The following is a 15,439-nucleotide window of genomic DNA, read 5'->3' as shown; positions in this document are numbered from 1 at the left end:
CCAAGAAAAAGGGCCGGGACCATGCCGGTCCCGGCCCGATTTCACAGCGCACTCCCGGCCTAGCGGCGCGCGCGCAGCGTCACGCCAACCACGCGGGGCTGACCGAGGAAGGCGTTGAACGAACCCGGCTGGAAGGGACCGTCGAAGCCGACCTGGATGTAGTCTTCGTCCAGAAGGTTGCGGGCGAAGAATTCCAGCCCCCAGGATTCGTCTTCCGCCCCGATTCCGAAGCGGGCATTCAAGAGGAAGTAGGCGTCCTGGATTTTCTCCGGATCAAGGTCCGAACCGGTGTTTTGCTCGGACATGTAACGGCCATCGAGGTGCGCCAGCCATTCCATGTTGTCGCCGAAGCCGCGGCGATAGGTCACCGCACCCGAGGCATACCATTCCGGTGCCAGCGAGAAGTTCTGGCCCGACAGACGGTCCACATCAGCGGTGCCGGTCGGCGCGAAGGAGTTGTAGGTGGCGTCGGCATAGGTCAGGCCACCTTGCAGGGTCAGACCCGGCGCATTTTCCGGGAACCACAGCAGTTCCAGTTCGGCACCCCGGGTCGAGGCCCCTTCCGTCAGCGAGGTCACGAAGAAGGCGATCCCGTTGAAGGTGTTGAGCTGGAAGGTCTCGAAGTCCGAATAGAACAGGTAGAGGTTGGCCAACAGCGTGTCGTTGAAGCCTTCGGTCTTAAAGCCCAGCTCGAAGGAGTCGACGATTTCCGGCTCGAATTGCGCCGGATACTGCTCGGTGCCGTTCAGGACATTGGTGAAGTTGACCTGTTGCGCCCCGGCCTGGGTGAAGCGGTCAAGGTTGAAACCGCCCGCCTTGTAGCCCCGCGAATAGGTACCGTAGACAAGGAAGTCGTCGGTGAAGCGGTGCGACAGCGAGATCAGGCCGGTGATTTCATCTTCTTCCCGGGTCTGGTCGAAATTGATGTTGCTGTAGACGTCACGCGCGCCCGGCAGGCAGGTGAATGTCCCGAACTGGATCAGGCTTGGCACCGGCACACCTGAGGCCTGCGAGAAGCCGGCGAGAATGGCCTGTGCCTGCGGCGTGGAGAAGTCCAGCGCCTCGCCGAAGACCGTTTCCCACACATCACACGCCGGGACGTTGGACGGCGAAAAGCGCGCGTCGGCGTTCTTCTCGGTCTGGGTATAACGCAGGCCGAAAGTCAGGTCGGTGTTTTCGCCGATCGCCCAGGTATTGTGGGTGAAGAGCGCGAACGTGTTGCCGTCCTGATTATAGGTATCGCCCTGGTTGTTGCCGCCACCGGCCGGAGCGCCTTGGCCCGGGGCCAGCGGCGTGTAGCCAGGAATGAAGGCACCACCGAGACCGTTCGCCAGCGTCGTCACCAGCGCCGGATTGCCGCCGCCGATCAAGCCGAGATAGGGCTCGAAATGCGCCCCATAAACGATGGCATCGCGGCGGGTCAGGTCTTCCTGCGAGTAGAAGAAGCCGACCAGCCAGTCGAGATTGTCGGTCTGTCCGTTGGCGCGCAATTCAAAGGTGGAGTTGGAGAACTCAAACGAGTTCAGCGACGGGTCCCGGTAAACGATATCGGCACCGGTAAAGTCGGTGTCCTGACCGGTGACCAGCTCGTAATCCCGGATCGAGCCGATGGCCGTGAGGTCAAACCCATCGAACTCGTAGTTGAACTCTGCCTGGAAGCCGGAATCATCGATGTCCTGCGTGGTGTCCCGGTTGGCCTGGATAACACGGCTGAACGGGTCTTCCTGGCCCGGCAGCGGACGTCCGCCCGGCACCAGCGCATTGATCGCCGCCGCGGTCGGGCCGGACACGATGCTGGGCGCGCCGCAGCAATTCTCGTCCCGGGTGGTGAAGTCACCGGACAGTTCGAGCGAACCGCGGTCGTCGAAATTGACAAGCAGCTGGCCCCGGATGGTGAAGAAGTCCTGGTCATTGTCTTCGGTGATGGTCCGCGGACCGCCGAAATTCTGGACCGTGAGATAGCCTTCGCGGTCGCCGCGCGCGCCGTAGAGGCGGAAGGCGATCGCGTCTTCGGCAATCGGTCCGGTGACGCTGCCCGACACCCGGTAACCGTCCGCCCCGTCTGTCTGGTAGGTCAGTTCCGCATTGGCCGAGAATTCGAATTCCGGATCCTGCGTGACGACATTGATCAGACCGGCCGACGTGTTGGCACCGAAGAGCGTGCCTTGCGGGCCGCGCAACACCTCGATCCGTTCCAGCTCGCCCAGATCGCCGAAGCTGACACCGTTCCGGGCACGCGGCACACCATCGATGACGATACCGACGGAGGATTCCAGTCCCGGGTTGTCACCCACTGTGCCCACGCCGCGGATCCGCGCCGTGGTCGAGTATTCGTTGGAGGTCGAGGTAACGTTCAGGCCCGGCGCGATCACGGCCAGGTCCTTGATGTCGCGGACACCCGAGTTCTGCAGCAGTTCGGCGTTGAACGCTGTCACGGCAATCGGCACATCCTGGATGCCCTGTTCCCGCTTCTGGGCGGTGACCGTGATCACATCCACGGTCTGCTGGGCCAGTGCCGGCGTCGCCAGCACGCCTGCGGAGACAGCCGCCAGCAAAGCGGCCTTCGTAAACTTATGCGTCATGTTTTCCTCCCGGTACCCGGTCCACTGCCGAGCCTTTTTGCGGCCCTTGTCCGGACCTTGGTCACGAGAATGTCGCATTCCCGGAAAATTCAGAAGCGTGATCGGATCGGCTTGGCCCGTCGAAGGTCCAAAATAGGCGTTTCGGCGAGGCTTTTTGACGGCCTGTATCATTTCCGCAACGCATGACGTAAGCGTCAACTTGGCGATTTGCACCCTGATCGCCGCCGACTGGCACTGCCGATCAGTCAGGCTGACGCGCTCGGCCGGATACGAATCGCACCGCGCCATTCGTCCATCGCGGGAAAATCGCCTTCCGGTTCAACGCCTGCGCGAGCGGCAAACTCGACAAAGACAAAGGCAGTGATGTCCGCAATCGAGAACTGATCGCCGCCCAGATAGGGCGAGTCCGCCAGCCTCCTTTCAAGCACCGGATAGAAGGCCGCGACCCGCGCCCGGCCCCGCTCGGCCAGTGCCGGGATCTGGTCATAGTTGTCCGGCCCGGTCAGCGCCCGGCCCTTGAAGCCCGGCGCGCTGTTGCGGAAGGCTTCGGCGACACCCATCAGGCCTTCGAACTCGGTCCGGTTTATCCATTCCGCGATCAGGGCCTTTTCGACCGGTGTAACTCCCAACAAGGGCGGATCGGGGCGGATGGCTTCGAGATAAGCGGCGATAGAGGCATTGTCAGTCAGAACGACGCCCTCGCCCGTATCGAGCGCCGGCACGGTGCAGCGCGGATTGATCGCCCGGAAGGCGTCGAAGAAATGCTCCCCGCTGCGCAGATCGACCTGGCGGGCTTCGACCGTGAGTCCCTTCTCGGCGATGACCATTCGCGCCCGGCGCGGGCTGGGCGCAGTGGCACAGTCATAGAAAACCAGGCCGTCCATCAGGCGAAGCCCTCCGGCCGGTCGTCCACGACACCCAGCCGGTCCTCGATGGCCCGTCCCAGCGCCAGGATATTGCCTTCCTCGAATAAAGGTGCCCACAGGCTGGTGACGTGAGGCACCTGAAAGGTTGTTTCGCTGTCGTCCGCTGCGCCGCCGAAAATCGTCCGTGTCGGCTGCTGCGCGTAGCCCGACCGTACGGCAAGACAGGGATGGCCGGTGTAGTTGGTAATGACCAGCATCGCGCCGGCAAAATTCGGACCGATCATGGCGTCGACCCCGTCGAACATCTCGCCGGCGGCATTCATCACCTGGCGGCGCAGCCGGTCGACATTGATCATGTCCACAGCCGAGATGAAGCGTGCGCGTCGCCAGGTGTTCGGCCAGGCAGGCGGGTCCTGCCAGACCAGTTCGTCATCGCGCCCGGTCAGCGTCAGTTCCTCGAAGGCGGCAGCCGCCTCGGCCTCGACGACCGCGAAGAGCGCGTCATAGGGAAGGTCCGGCATGGACCGCTCGACCAGTTCGACACCGGCATCGCGCGCGGCATTCAGGGCCGCCATGTCGGCCTCGGCTGCGCCTTCGAACCAGGCCGGGTTGTAGCCAACGCGCATGCCCCGAACATCGCGGGACAGGTCCGCTTCGAAGCCTGCCGATAGGGACGACACGTCCATCGGGTCATGCCCATTGATCGCAGCGAGGACGTAAGCCGTATCCTCGACCGAGCGGGCGATCGCGCCGATCTTGTCGAGCGACCAGCACAGCGCCATTGCGCCGGTGCGAGACACGCGGCCAAAGGTCGGACGCAGGCCATTGGTGCCGCAGCGCTGCGACGGCGAGACGATCGAGCCCAGCGTCTCGGTGCCGATGGCAAAGCCAACCAGACCTGCCGAGGTCGCGGACGCGGATCCCGCACTTGAGCCTGACGAGCCCTCATTCGGATTCCACGGATTGCGGGTGATGCCGTCAAACCAGCGGTCGCCATAGGCAATCGCGCCTGACGTGGTCTTGCCGAGCAGGACCGCTCCGGCCTCACGCAGGCGCTGAGTGACATGGGCATCAGCCTCGGCGATGCGGTCGCGATAGGGCGTGGCACCCCAGGTCGCGCGCACGCCCGCCACGTCGATAATGTCCTTCAGCCCGTAAGGGATACCGTGCAGCGCCCCGCGATAATGACCTTCGGCACGTTCCCGGTCGGCCTGGTCGGCTTCGCGCAAGGCGATCTCCGGCGTCACTGTGACGAAGCATTCCAGCCGGTCAGCGTGGCGCGCGATGCGGTCCAAGTAGATTTCGGTCAGGCGGCGGCTGGTGATGTCGTCCTGGCGCAGCCAGATCGCCTGCTTCCAGATCGGGGCAAAGGCGATGTCAGCTTCGCCCGATGGCACCGGTCCGGGGTCGCGGCCCGAGCTGCGCACGGCGTTTTCCTGCTCGCGATAGGAAACACCGGGCAGGCGCGGATCAAAGACACAGGCCGGGGCGAGCCCGTTCGGCTTGTTCACGGCGCGCAGCCGCGCGGAACGTTCCACCCAGTCATCGATGCCGATCAGTATCTGTTCGCGCTCGGCATCGGAATAGCGGACGTCGAAGAGTTTCTCGGCTTCGGCGAGCGTCTCGGCGGTAATGCCGCGGCCCGCGTCATTGGCCGGAGCCTCGACCCCGACCGCAGAGGCTATCGACTCATCCTGCTGCTGCGCTCCGGCGCGTCCGGCGGCCAGTCCCGCTGTGCCGACCGCCAGTCCCTGAAGCAAGCGACGACGTGTGGTGTTCGAACGCGCCATTTTCGTCTCTCCCCGAAGGCCCAAATGTGGCCGCCAGCCTGACCCGCCAGCCGCCCAGCCGCAAGCGGGTTGAGTGCCGCGGTCACAATTCATCCAAAAATGGCCGGAACCTCCGCCCCAATTCGCCACAATTCGCCGTTAACCAAAACGGTGCGTCCCTCCGGACGTGGGCTGAATGAACAGATGAAGAAGGGGCAGTCATGGCACTCAATGTCATCGACACCGGATCGCGCCAGTTTCGTGATCCGCAATCGGCGGAAAACACGGGCCGGTCTGAAGCGCGCACCACGTCGCGCGGCCGCGATGCGGACCTGCGCGATCACGATCTGCAATTCGCCATATCGAGGGCGCGCCGTGCCTTTGCCAACCTGAAGCGCTTCCGCCGGACGTCCGGCTGGGCGTTTGACGACCATGCCGGTGACGAGTCGAAAAAGCTCGCCGGACGCCCCATCGAGCGCGCCGCGATCTATCCGGACTCGCACATATTGCACTTCTCCATCCTCGCTGGCCTCGTCCTCGTGGAAGGCCTGGCGAACGCCTACTTCTTCTCCACCGGCTCCGATCTTGGCCTTCTGGGCGGCTGGCTGCAGGCGATCACGGTGTCTTTCACCAACGTCATCGCCAGCTTCTTCATCATCGGCTTCCTGTGCATGCGGCATCTGATGAACCCGCAGAAGACCTGGTTCTTCATTCCCGCGGCCATCGGCCTGCCTATCGGCATTGCCTTCATCGTGGTTCTCAACCTCGCCGCCGCGCAGTATCGCGACCTGCTGGAACTCAATGCGGCGTCGCTCGCCCTAGGGGGCAGCGGTGTGACGGGCGAAATCCTCGCCCCGGTCTCGGCCGTGTTCGCCAACCCGTTCAACCTGCAGACTCTGGAAGCCTATCTCCTGCTGACACTCGGCCTGACCTTCGCCGCCATCGCCGCCTTCAAGGGGCGCACGTTCGACGATGCGATCCCGGGCTATGGCGTGGTGCAGCGCAAGGCGGAAAAGGCCGCGCGCGAACTGAACCGGTCGCTGAAACGCGCCGCCGGTTCGCGCCAGTCCTCGGCCGACCAGATCGAGGAAGGCCAGGCCCTGCTCATGGACATGGCCAGCGACTTTGCCGAGGATATGCCCGGGCGCGGCTAGAACGCGGAACCGGGAGCGGATTTCATGACAGGACGCGACGCCATCGGCGTATTCAACCTGATCATCATCGCGGGGATTCTCGCCGGGATCAGCTATCTCGCCTTTGTCGTCCGGCCCGCCGAATACGATCCCGACACGCTGTGCCTGGCCGATACCGTCCCGCCGCACCGGGTCGTGGTGGTCGACAAGACCGACCTCTACTCGCCCTCACAGGCCGGGGCGATTGCCGGTGCGATCCTCGCCCAGCGCGATGCACTGGCGGTCGGCGAGCGGCTCTCGCTCTTCGAGCTCAACGAGCGCGGCAATCTTTCCGACACCAATTCCTTCTCGCTGTGCAATCCGGGCAGCGGCGATCAGGTCAATCCGCTCTACCGCAATCCGGCGCGCATCCAGGCGCGCTACGAGGCCGCCTTTGCCGAACCGTTGAGCGACGCGCTCGACGATCTGATGACGCCCAAGGACGCGCCGCAAAGCCCGATCCTGGAAGCCCTCGCCCGCCTCTCGGCTGAACGCGGCTTTACTCCGGACGTGCCGGGCCGCCGTGTCGTGCTGGTGTCCGACATGCTGCAGAATTCTGATCTCTTCACGGTCTATGGCCGCGGGCGCGGTTCGCTCGAAGACCGCCTGCCTGATGCTGCCGACGTGGCGGACGCGCTCGAAGCCGAATTTGGCGACGGCCTCAGAGGCGTCGAGATCGAAATTCTGCTGGTCGAACGCGAGGGCTGGCAGGACGACCAGGCCGGCCCGCTGCGCCGTTACTGGGCGGACGTGTTCCGCAATCTCGGTGTCCGCGCAAGGTGGGGCGAGTTGCCGGGAAGCACAGCAACCGCTTCCTAAAAATTCCAGATCACCCTTGCGATGGCGGCGTCCTCGTCGTCATCGCCGAGGCCGAAACGGTATTCCAGCTCGAAATCAATGCGCTGGCGGTAGGCCCGGTAGCGGTCCTGATCGAGCCAGCGCGAGACAGCGACACCGGCCCCGGCTTCGAAGCGGTCGCGATTGGCAAACCCGTCTTCTGAATACTGTGCCACGCCGACGACATAGGGCGTCACCGCCCAGCCGTCACCGGTGCGGAAACGGCGGCCCTGACGCACCGAGGCGTAGGCCGAGAAATATTCAGGGTCGTCCGGAATGTAGGCGAGATCGCCATAGAGCGCGGTGTAGTTCCAGCTGTCTTCCGCCGGGTTCCAGTCGAGCCCGTCTGACCAGCCCGCGCTGGCGCGCAGAAGCCAGGCATCCCGGGCAAGGTCGCCGCCCGCGATGAGGCGTTCCACGCTCAAGTTTATGTCCTGCTGCGCGAAGGGTTTCCAGCGTGCGCCAACACCGAGCTGCAGCGAGTCTTCATCGAGGCTGAAATCGCGCCCGCCCAGCGAGGCATAGCCGCGCCCGTAGAGCGTCACGCCCGTCCCCTGCCCGTTCAGCGCATCGGGACGCCAGCCGAATTCGCCGCCAATCTGGCTTTCGACCGGCCCCAGCTCGGGCAGGTTCGGGCCATTGCCCGCGCCCGTGTCGCGATAGCTGAGGAAGGCATAGGCGTAGCGATTGTCTTCCAGCTCCTCGATCTCGCGGCGCAGCCGGTAGGTCTGGCCGGGATCAGCACTTGGATCGTCAAGCAGGCGATCGACGGCGAGGCGGAAGGCACTCGCCGCACCGGCCTCGTCGTCCGCGTCCTTCAGGGCATAGCCGAGATCTTCGGCCAGCCCTTCCCGGTCCGGGTCGAGCGCCATCGCCCGCTCGAAATAGCGCGCGGCGTCCTCGTTGCGGCCATTACGGCGCGCCGAATAGCCCGCCGAGAGGAGGATATCGACATTGTCCGGTTCACGGGCGAGCGCCGTCTCGAAGGCGCGCGCGGCGTCCGCCCCGCGTCCCGCCCGGTCGAGCAGGAGGGCGAGTTCAAACTGGCGGTAGGCGGCGTCCTCGACCGCGATGGCGCGCTCGAAATACATCGCCGCCGCACTTGGCTGCTGCTCGGCCAGCGAACGGGCCATTTCCTCGTAATAGGTCGCCAGAGCGGCCCCTGAGAGGTCGGCTGCATTGACGCGGTTGAGCTGGGCCCCAGCGGCTCCGCCCCGCCCGTCGAGACGGGCGGCGCGCGCGGCCATCACGCGGTCGCCGGACTCGCCGCTACGGTTCGCGACGCGGTCCCAGGCCATGCGCGAGCGCGGCAACTGGCCCGCCGCCTCGGCCTGATAAGCCAGGCTGCGCAGCACGTAGAGCGCCTGCGCGTCGTCCAGCTGATCGATCCGCTCAGCGGCATTCCAGAAGGCGTGGGCCGCGTCAGCGGGACGCCCGAGCCGCACCGCGCATTCCCCGGCGGCGACGAAATCAAGTGCCCGTCCTCCCTGCACGGCGACACGGGCGTAAATCTCATAGGCTTCGACGCAATCGCCTGACTGTACCGCGCTTTGGGCCGTCATGCGCGCCGAGGCGATCTCGCCATCCTGGGGCGAAGCGCCCGCCGATACGGCCAGAATCGTCAGGCTCGCGAAGGTGACCGAAGCGAGCAGATTGCGCCGTGTCCGAATGAGGGATTTCGGGGCGGTCATGGGTTTGGAATGTAACATGGCGGGCCTCATGCGTCTTCAAGGAGTTCGGCGTGGCGCTCGGCGAGGACCTCGATGTCGTGGTCCTTCAGATAGCCGAGACGGCGGGCCGTGCGGATATATCCGGCGGGCGGGCGCGAGGCGGCGAGCATCGCCGCGTCATGGTCGGCCTGGTCGATCAGACCGGCTTCGATGAGGTCGTGGCCAAGCTGTTCGTCACTCGCCGCGCCGAGCCGGTCCTGAGCCGTGCGCAAATTGTCGTGGCTGATGGCACCGCGCCGGACCAGCAGGTCGGCAAAGCGGACTGACGGACGGCGGATCGCCTTCCAGATCTCGGTGTCTTCTTCCGGCGCAATCAGATTGAGCCGCGCGAGGATGCGCGCGGTGCGCGCCTCCTTCTCGACCTGCGACCGATCATAGGCGTGGGCAAGCCCGAACGTGATGTCGCTCATCGGCGCGAAGGCGAGTTTGACCGGCTTGCCGATAGCGCGTTCCAGCGCGGCGGCGTCTTCAGGCTTAAGCGGCTCGCCAATGGCGACATGGACCGCGCCGTTTTCCCGGCCATAGGCCATGGCTTGATAGCGCCGCGCCAGGTCACGCGGCAGGCGTTCGAGTGTCTCGGCGGGGGTTTTCAGCGGATCGAGCGCGATGGCCGGCAGGCCGGTATGCTCGGAAAACCCGTTAGCCAAGTGCTCGTCGGTGATATCGCCCCGGTCGAGCAACAGGAGGCCCAGCGGCCGGTAGCGTTGCGCCTGCGCGTCGAGCGCGGCGTCCAGCGTGTCCTGATTGAGCGCGCCCCAGAAGATGAGGGCCTCGCCCAGCCGTGTCTTTTGCTCGGCCGTGCCATTGATCTCGGCGAGCGATGGATAGGCGTGGGCGGTCTTGTCCCAGGTCAGCTTCACCCCGCTGATCATGTGCCAGAGATAACGCCGCGTCGCCCGCCAGGCGGCCATGAAGCCGATATAGTTGGCAACGATCATCCGGACCGGGGCGAGGACGGCGTATTTCAGCCCGTGCTGGGCCCCGGTGAAGATCAGGCGGTGAACCACCCGGTTCACCAGGAATACGAAATTGATGAGGACGATACCCCAGAGCCAACTCTCCGGGTCGATCAGCGGCGGCAGCCCACCCAGCGAGGGCACGGCGGTCGCGATGCCCCAGTAGAGCGCGGACTGGAACACGATGGCGTAGGCGAGCATGCCCGTTGGCGCGGTCCAGATCGCCTTGCGGTCGCGGTAGAGGAAATAGCGGTGCGCGGCTGGTCCGATCCAGCCAAGCTGTTTCCAGCCCATGAAGGAAATGCCCAGCATCCAGCGCGATTTCTGACGGATCGAGATCGATGCCTTGTCGGGGAAGAATTCCCGCGTCGCAACCAGCTCGCGCCGGTATTTCGTCACCGTGTGATTGCCGAACACGGCTTCGCGCTCGCTGACCGGCATTTTCGCCCAATAGCGAACAAAGGCGGACTTCAGGCCCGCCTCGTAGAAGCGGTGGCCGATATCGTAATCCTCGGTCAGGGAGTCGGTGTTGAAGGGCAGGTTGTCGCGTTCTTCGCACAGCATGGCGATGGACCGCCGGCTGAACGCCGTCGCCACGCCTGCGGACGGGACAAGGTCGGTCATGTGTGAGCGCGCGATCAGGTCCTTGCCGTGCCATTCGGCGAACTCGTCCATGTAGTGACAGGCAACAAGCGCATTCCACTTGCGCGGCATTGACAGCACCGGCAGCTGGATCATGTCGGCGCGGTCGAGCCAGGCATTGACCACCTTGAACGACATCGGGTGGATCACGTCCTCGGAATCCTGCATCAGGATGGCGTCATACTCCTCGCCCGAGGCGATCTCCTGACGGCCGATCTCGGCGATGATCCAGTTCAGGCAATCGGCCTTCGAGGTCGGGCCGTCATGGCCCACGGTCGCCTTGAAGACGCGCGGTTCGCGCTTCACGACCGCGTCCACTTCGGCAATGGTCGCGGGGTCGTTGGGATAGACGCCGACATAGATGTCGAAGCGCGCGTAATCCATCGTCGACAGCGTGTTCATCAACATGCGCACGATGACGTCGGATTCCTGCCAGGCCGGGACCATGACCGCGAATTTCTTCTGCGGCATTTCGTGCAGCTTCTTCGTGGACGGGACATAGCGGAACGGCTGGGTCAGCACGCGCTGGCCGGTCAGCACCCAGTAATAGAGGTCCAGGAAGGCGTCATCGGTCGAGGAGATGAAGATCGCCACCGCCGCATAGGCCGTCAGCCAGCTCAGCCCGGTCCAGTAGGCACGGGTCGAGGTTTCGATCGTTTCCTTGAACGCGTCCGACGCGAAATAGGCCCCCATCTCACCCAGCTGGGCAGTGATGGGCATGGCCATGGCTGCGAGTTCGAGCGACATGACTATTCCGCCATCGCAATCGAGGTCGTGCCGAGCCCGAGCCGCGAGAGCAGTCCGCCTTTCGGGGCAGCCGGCCCGCTTGACTGCAGGAAATCACGGCAGGCGGCGACAATACGAATACCGGCATTGCCGTCACCGAAGGGATTGCCGCGCTTGGTCATTTTCAGGCGCGCTCGCGGGTCAGCGAGCAAACGGCTGGCTTCTGTGACGATCCGCGCGCGATCGGTCCCGACCAGAAGCGCGGTGCCAGCCTTCACAGCCTCCATCCGTTCGGTGCGCTCGCGCAGCACCAGAACAGGGACGCCGAAGCTTGGAGCCTCTTCCTGCACGCCGCCGGAGTCCGAAAGAACCAGGGAGGAGCGTTTCAGGACGCCGATGAATTCGGGGTAGGAGAGCGGGTCGACGACCGAGATTTGCGGTTCGCCGGCCAGAAGCTGGTTCACCGCATCCCGGACGCGCGGATTGGCGTGGGCGGGCAGGATGAAATGGGTGTTGGAAAAGCGTCCGCGCAGGTCGAGCACCGCCTCGCAGATGGAGTCGATCCCCTCGCCCCAGTTTTCACGCCGGTGCGCGGTCACCAGGACGATGTTCGCCCCTGGTGCGACATCATCGAGCGCAGCAGGCCGGACGTCATTGTCACCCAGCGCCTCGACGGCATCGACGACCGTATTGCCCGTGACCAGGATCTTGTCGTCATCGATATTCTCGGCACGCAGGTTGTCCCGCGCGGCCCGTGTCGGGGCGAAGTGTAAATCCGTGATCGGCGCGATCATCCGCCGGAAACCCTCTTCGGGGAACGGGTTGGCCAGATCGCCGCTGCGTAGGCCGGCTTCGACATGGGCGACCGGAATGCGCAGCATGTGCGCGGCGGTCGCTCCGGCATAGGCGCTGGCGGTATCGCCCTGCACGATGACCATGTCCGGACCGCTGCGTTCATATTCCTCGGCCAAGCCCTCGATCAGACGAGCGAACAGGCTCGGCAGGGACGACTTGGTCCAGTTCAGCGATAGCTGCCGGTCGGGCACAATGTCGAATACGCCCATTGCCTGCTCAGCAAGGCTTCCATGCTGGCCGGTCGCAAGCCACCAGGATTGCAGGTCTGGCAACGCATTCATGGCATCCCGTACGGGAGCCAGCTTGACGATCTCGGGACGCGTCCCGGCTATGAGTGCGATCTTCATCGCTACCCCCCTTGTGCGGCCTGCCCATGGAGGGCGGACCGAGCGTCCCTCGCGATCCCCAGTTCTCGCGACGATCCGGGCGCACAGACCTGACGGGCGTCAGGTCGACCGGACCGAGTGCTCACGGTGGAAATTCGTCAAGGAGTAGGGAGAAAAGACCGCCGCAAAGCGGCCCTTTAGCGAAAAAGAAAGGCGGCCGTGCCGCATTCGGGGCACGACCGCCTTAAAGCGGGGCAAATGCGGCTAGGCCGCAGCGGTTCTATTCATCCTGCGTTCTAAAATCGGTGTCGGCCTGCGCCGCAAGGTAAACGGTCGCTGCCCACGCCGCGACATTCTGCGCGAGCGCGTCGGGATCAACCTTGTCGAGCGTGTCATCGGGTGTGTGGTGCAGGTCGAAATAGTCCGTTCCAACCTGCTCGAGCCGGAAAACCGGTACGCCGGCCATCGCCAGCGGGATGATGTCCGGACCGCCGCCACGGGCATTGCGGTCGCCGCGGATGATTCCCAGCTCGGTGATGTTCCGCCCGATGGCATCAAAAACCGGCGTGGCTTCGTCAGACACACCCGAAGAGAAGCGCCAGACAGGACCGGCACCGAAATCGGATTCGGACGCCAAAACGATGTTGCCGATCTCGCCGGCATTCTCGCGCGCATAGGCGAAGGCACCGAGAAGGCCGACTTCCTCGGCCCCGAACAGGACCACGCGAATGGTGCGGCGCGGCGCATCTCCGGCGTCTGCGATCAGGCGCGCGGCGGCGGTGACGATGGCGACGCCGGCCCCGTCATCGACCGCGCCCGTCCCTTCGTCCCAGGAGTCCAGGTGCGCCCCGATCAGGATAATCTCGTCGGCGAGATCGGTTCCGGGAATTTCTCCGACGACATTGCCGGACTGGGCCGTCTCCTGCCATCCGGAGTTGGCTTCGATGCGCACGCGCATGGCCTCACCCATCTCGTGAATGCGTTCGACCTGGTCGGCATCGGGGCCGGACAAAGCGATTGCGGGAATGCGCGAACGTGCCGGATTTTCCAGATAGTCGGGATACTCAGCGTCCAGATAATCACGTGCCGCCTGCGACAACTCACTGGTCGCATTCGGCGTGCTGATCGTTCCGGTGTGCGGCATGCGGTGAGAATCGGTCCCGACCGAGCGGATCAACAGCGCCGTGGCACCACGCGCCTGGGCTTCCAGCCAGCCGAAGCGCCGCTTGTCGTTGGCCGGGCCATAGCCCGCACCGGTCTGCGCCGCGACCATACGGTCATCGATATAGACCACCATACCGTCCAGCGAATTGCCGCCGGGTGATTGCTGGAGATCGTCAAAACTGTCGAAAAAGGCAATCCCGGCGTCGATCCCCCCCTCGGGGCCAGACGCGGACCCGCCCAGATCGGTCGCATAGAGTCTCTGCGGGAAGGGTGCGGTGAGCTCGACATGCAGCGGGCCGCGCTCCCAATAGGGCATGTCGAACGGCTCGATGCGGACATTGGAAAACCCGTTGGCTTCCAGCATGCGGACGGCCCATTCGCGCGCGACGGCCTCTTGCGGGCTGCCGCCCAGGCGGGGCCCGACTTCGGTGGTCAGCGATTCCAGGATGTCCCAGGCCAGATCACTGTCGAGCGCGGTTTCGGCCAGCGCTTCGGCATGCGCTTCCTGCTGATCGGTGAAGTCAAAACGTGCCGTGTCCTGGACGGCGTGCGCCGCCGTGGCGAGGCCGAAGGCCAAGGCCAGCCCCGGAAGTCCGCAATTCATTCGCATCGTGACAATCTCTCCCAGCAATAATTCAGGCGCACGCTACAGAAGCCCTCGCCGACACTCAATTGGCGACAGAACGGAAACACGCCTCTGCCGCACAGCGGGGTGAAGTCTGGACCATCCAGGCCTATCTTCCAGCCAACCAACAGGAGCCCCGACCATGATCGACCTATTGATCCGCGCCAAGGAGAAGGATCTCGGCGGATTCGCCGTGCGCCGTGTCCTGCCGCACCCCAAGCGCCGTCTCGTCGGCCCCTTTATCTTCTTCGATCATATCGGCCCGGCGAAATTCCCGCCCGGCAAGGGCGTGGACGTGCGCCCTCACCCGCATATCGGGCTGGCGACCGTGACCTATCTCTTTGAAGGCGAGATGGACCACCGCGACAGCCTGGGTGTCCACCAGACCATCTATCCCGGCGATGTGAACTGGATGACCGCCGGCAAGGGGATCGTTCATTCCGAGCGCACCGGCGATGACGCCCGCAAGAACGGCTTCACCATGCACGGTATCCAGACCTGGGTCGCCCTGCCCGAAGCGCACGAAGAGACCGACCCGGAATTTCACCATTACGGCAAGGCCGACCTGCCTGTGGTGAAGACCGGCGGCGCGACGCTCCGGGTCATTCTTGGCACCGGCTATGGAATGGAAGCCCCGGCCAAGGTGTTTTCGCCGACCTTCTACGTGCATGCCGACATGCCCGAGGGCTCGACCGTTCCGGTCAGCAATGAACACGAGGAACGCGCCGTCTATATCGCCCGCGGCCAGGTCACTCTGGACGGAGAAACGCTGGAGGAAGGCGACATGGCGGTGCTGTCACCGGGCAGCGAGCCCGAGATGAAAGCCATGGCGGACAGCGTGGTGATGCTCTGCGGCGGTGCCCCTCTGCCTGGCAAGCGGCATATTTTCTGGAATTTCGTCTCCAGTGACCGCGACCGGCTCGAACGGGCCAAGGCCGACTGGACGGGATCGGCCGAAGGCGGCTTTGAGGGCACGCGGTTTCGCCTGCCCGACGGCGAGACCGAGCATATCCCCTTGCCGGAATGAGGCTTATTGCATTCCGCGTCTGGCCGGACACTTGCTCTTGGACTATACCAGCGCCGCCTCCTGTCCCGGATCGAACCGAAAAAGGATGATTCAGCGGCGGGAGACCGTTATTATCCGCGCCGGGAACCTTTAAAGGGATCCGGCCGCCAGCCGGGGGATATC

10 protein-coding genes are annotated in these 15,439 nt (G+C 64.5%); 3 read left to right on the top strand and 7 right to left on the bottom strand.

Going from position 1 to position 15,439, the window contains the following annotated elements; translation table 11 throughout:
- Positions 1 to 59: 59 nt before the first annotated feature.
- The 3 genes from V0U35_RS10470 to V0U35_RS10460 all read right to left on the bottom strand — a co-directional run bounded on the left by V0U35_RS10470 (position 60) and on the right by V0U35_RS10460 (position 5,238).
- A complete protein-coding gene (locus tag V0U35_RS10470) occupies positions 60 to 2,582 on the bottom strand; it encodes a TonB-dependent receptor (protein WP_330196660.1) in 2,523 nt (840 codons plus the stop codon).
- A gap of 245 nt (positions 2,583 to 2,827) precedes the next feature.
- Positions 2,828 to 3,466 (bottom strand): glutathione S-transferase family protein, encoded by a 639-nt coding sequence (locus V0U35_RS10465; RefSeq protein WP_330196659.1) that lies wholly within the window; start codon positions 3,464 to 3,466, stop codon positions 2,828 to 2,830.
- Positions 3,466 to 5,238 carry an amidase gene (locus tag V0U35_RS10460; RefSeq protein WP_330196658.1) on the bottom strand — a complete coding sequence of 591 codons (1,773 nt, stop codon included), beginning with the start codon at positions 5,236 to 5,238 and terminating at the stop codon, positions 3,466 to 3,468. The genes V0U35_RS10465 and V0U35_RS10460 overlap by 1 nt, the downstream gene beginning before the upstream one ends.
- A gap of 200 nt (positions 5,239 to 5,438) precedes the next feature.
- On the opposite strand from V0U35_RS10460, the gene V0U35_RS10455 reads away from it, so the two are divergent.
- Together V0U35_RS10455 and V0U35_RS10450 are read left to right on the top strand one after the other, a co-directional pair.
- Positions 5,439 to 6,371, top strand: a complete 933-nt coding sequence (locus tag V0U35_RS10455) for a hypothetical protein (RefSeq protein ID WP_330196657.1) — start codon at positions 5,439 to 5,441, stop codon at positions 6,369 to 6,371.
- Between the two features lie 24 nt (positions 6,372 to 6,395).
- A complete protein-coding gene (locus tag V0U35_RS10450) occupies positions 6,396 to 7,208 on the top strand; it encodes a hypothetical protein (protein ID WP_330196656.1) in 813 nt (270 codons plus the stop codon).
- Here the strand turns inward: V0U35_RS10450 and V0U35_RS10445 are convergent.
- The 4 genes from V0U35_RS10445 to V0U35_RS10430 form a co-directional block, all read right to left on the bottom strand.
- A complete protein-coding gene (locus V0U35_RS10445) occupies positions 7,205 to 8,935 on the bottom strand; it encodes an NfrA family protein (protein ID WP_330196655.1) in 1,731 nt (576 codons plus the stop codon). The two genes, V0U35_RS10450 and V0U35_RS10445, sit on opposite strands and share 4 nt — an antisense overlap.
- 8 nt (positions 8,936 to 8,943) lie before the next feature.
- Complete coding sequence (locus V0U35_RS10440) at positions 8,944 to 11,301, bottom strand: glycosyl transferase family protein (protein ID WP_330196653.1); 2,358 nt, start codon at positions 11,299 to 11,301, stop codon at positions 8,944 to 8,946.
- 2 nt (positions 11,302 to 11,303) lie between these two features.
- The gene (wecB, locus tag V0U35_RS10435) at positions 11,304 to 12,482 is read right to left on the bottom strand and encodes a non-hydrolyzing UDP-N-acetylglucosamine 2-epimerase (protein ID WP_330196652.1); all 1,179 of its coding nucleotides are present in this window, start codon (positions 12,480 to 12,482) and stop codon (positions 11,304 to 11,306) included.
- 259 nt (positions 12,483 to 12,741) lie between these two features.
- Positions 12,742 to 14,229 (bottom strand): M20/M25/M40 family metallo-hydrolase, encoded by a 1,488-nt coding sequence (locus V0U35_RS10430; protein WP_330196651.1) that lies wholly within the window; start codon positions 14,227 to 14,229, stop codon positions 12,742 to 12,744.
- 163 nt (positions 14,230 to 14,392) lie between these two features.
- Between V0U35_RS10430 and V0U35_RS10425 the strand changes: the two genes are divergently transcribed.
- Positions 14,393 to 15,277 carry a pirin family protein gene (locus V0U35_RS10425; protein WP_330196650.1) on the top strand — a complete coding sequence of 295 codons (885 nt, stop codon included), beginning with the start codon at positions 14,393 to 14,395 and terminating at the stop codon, positions 15,275 to 15,277.
- Positions 15,278 to 15,439: the final 162 nt, after the last annotated feature.

Source organism: Hyphobacterium marinum (assembly GCF_036330325.1).
Lineage (GTDB): Bacteria > Pseudomonadota > Alphaproteobacteria > Caulobacterales > Maricaulaceae > Hyphobacterium > Hyphobacterium marinum.
The sequence above is the reverse complement of the archived record's forward strand: the minus strand, read 5'-3'. Positions and strand labels throughout refer to the sequence as shown.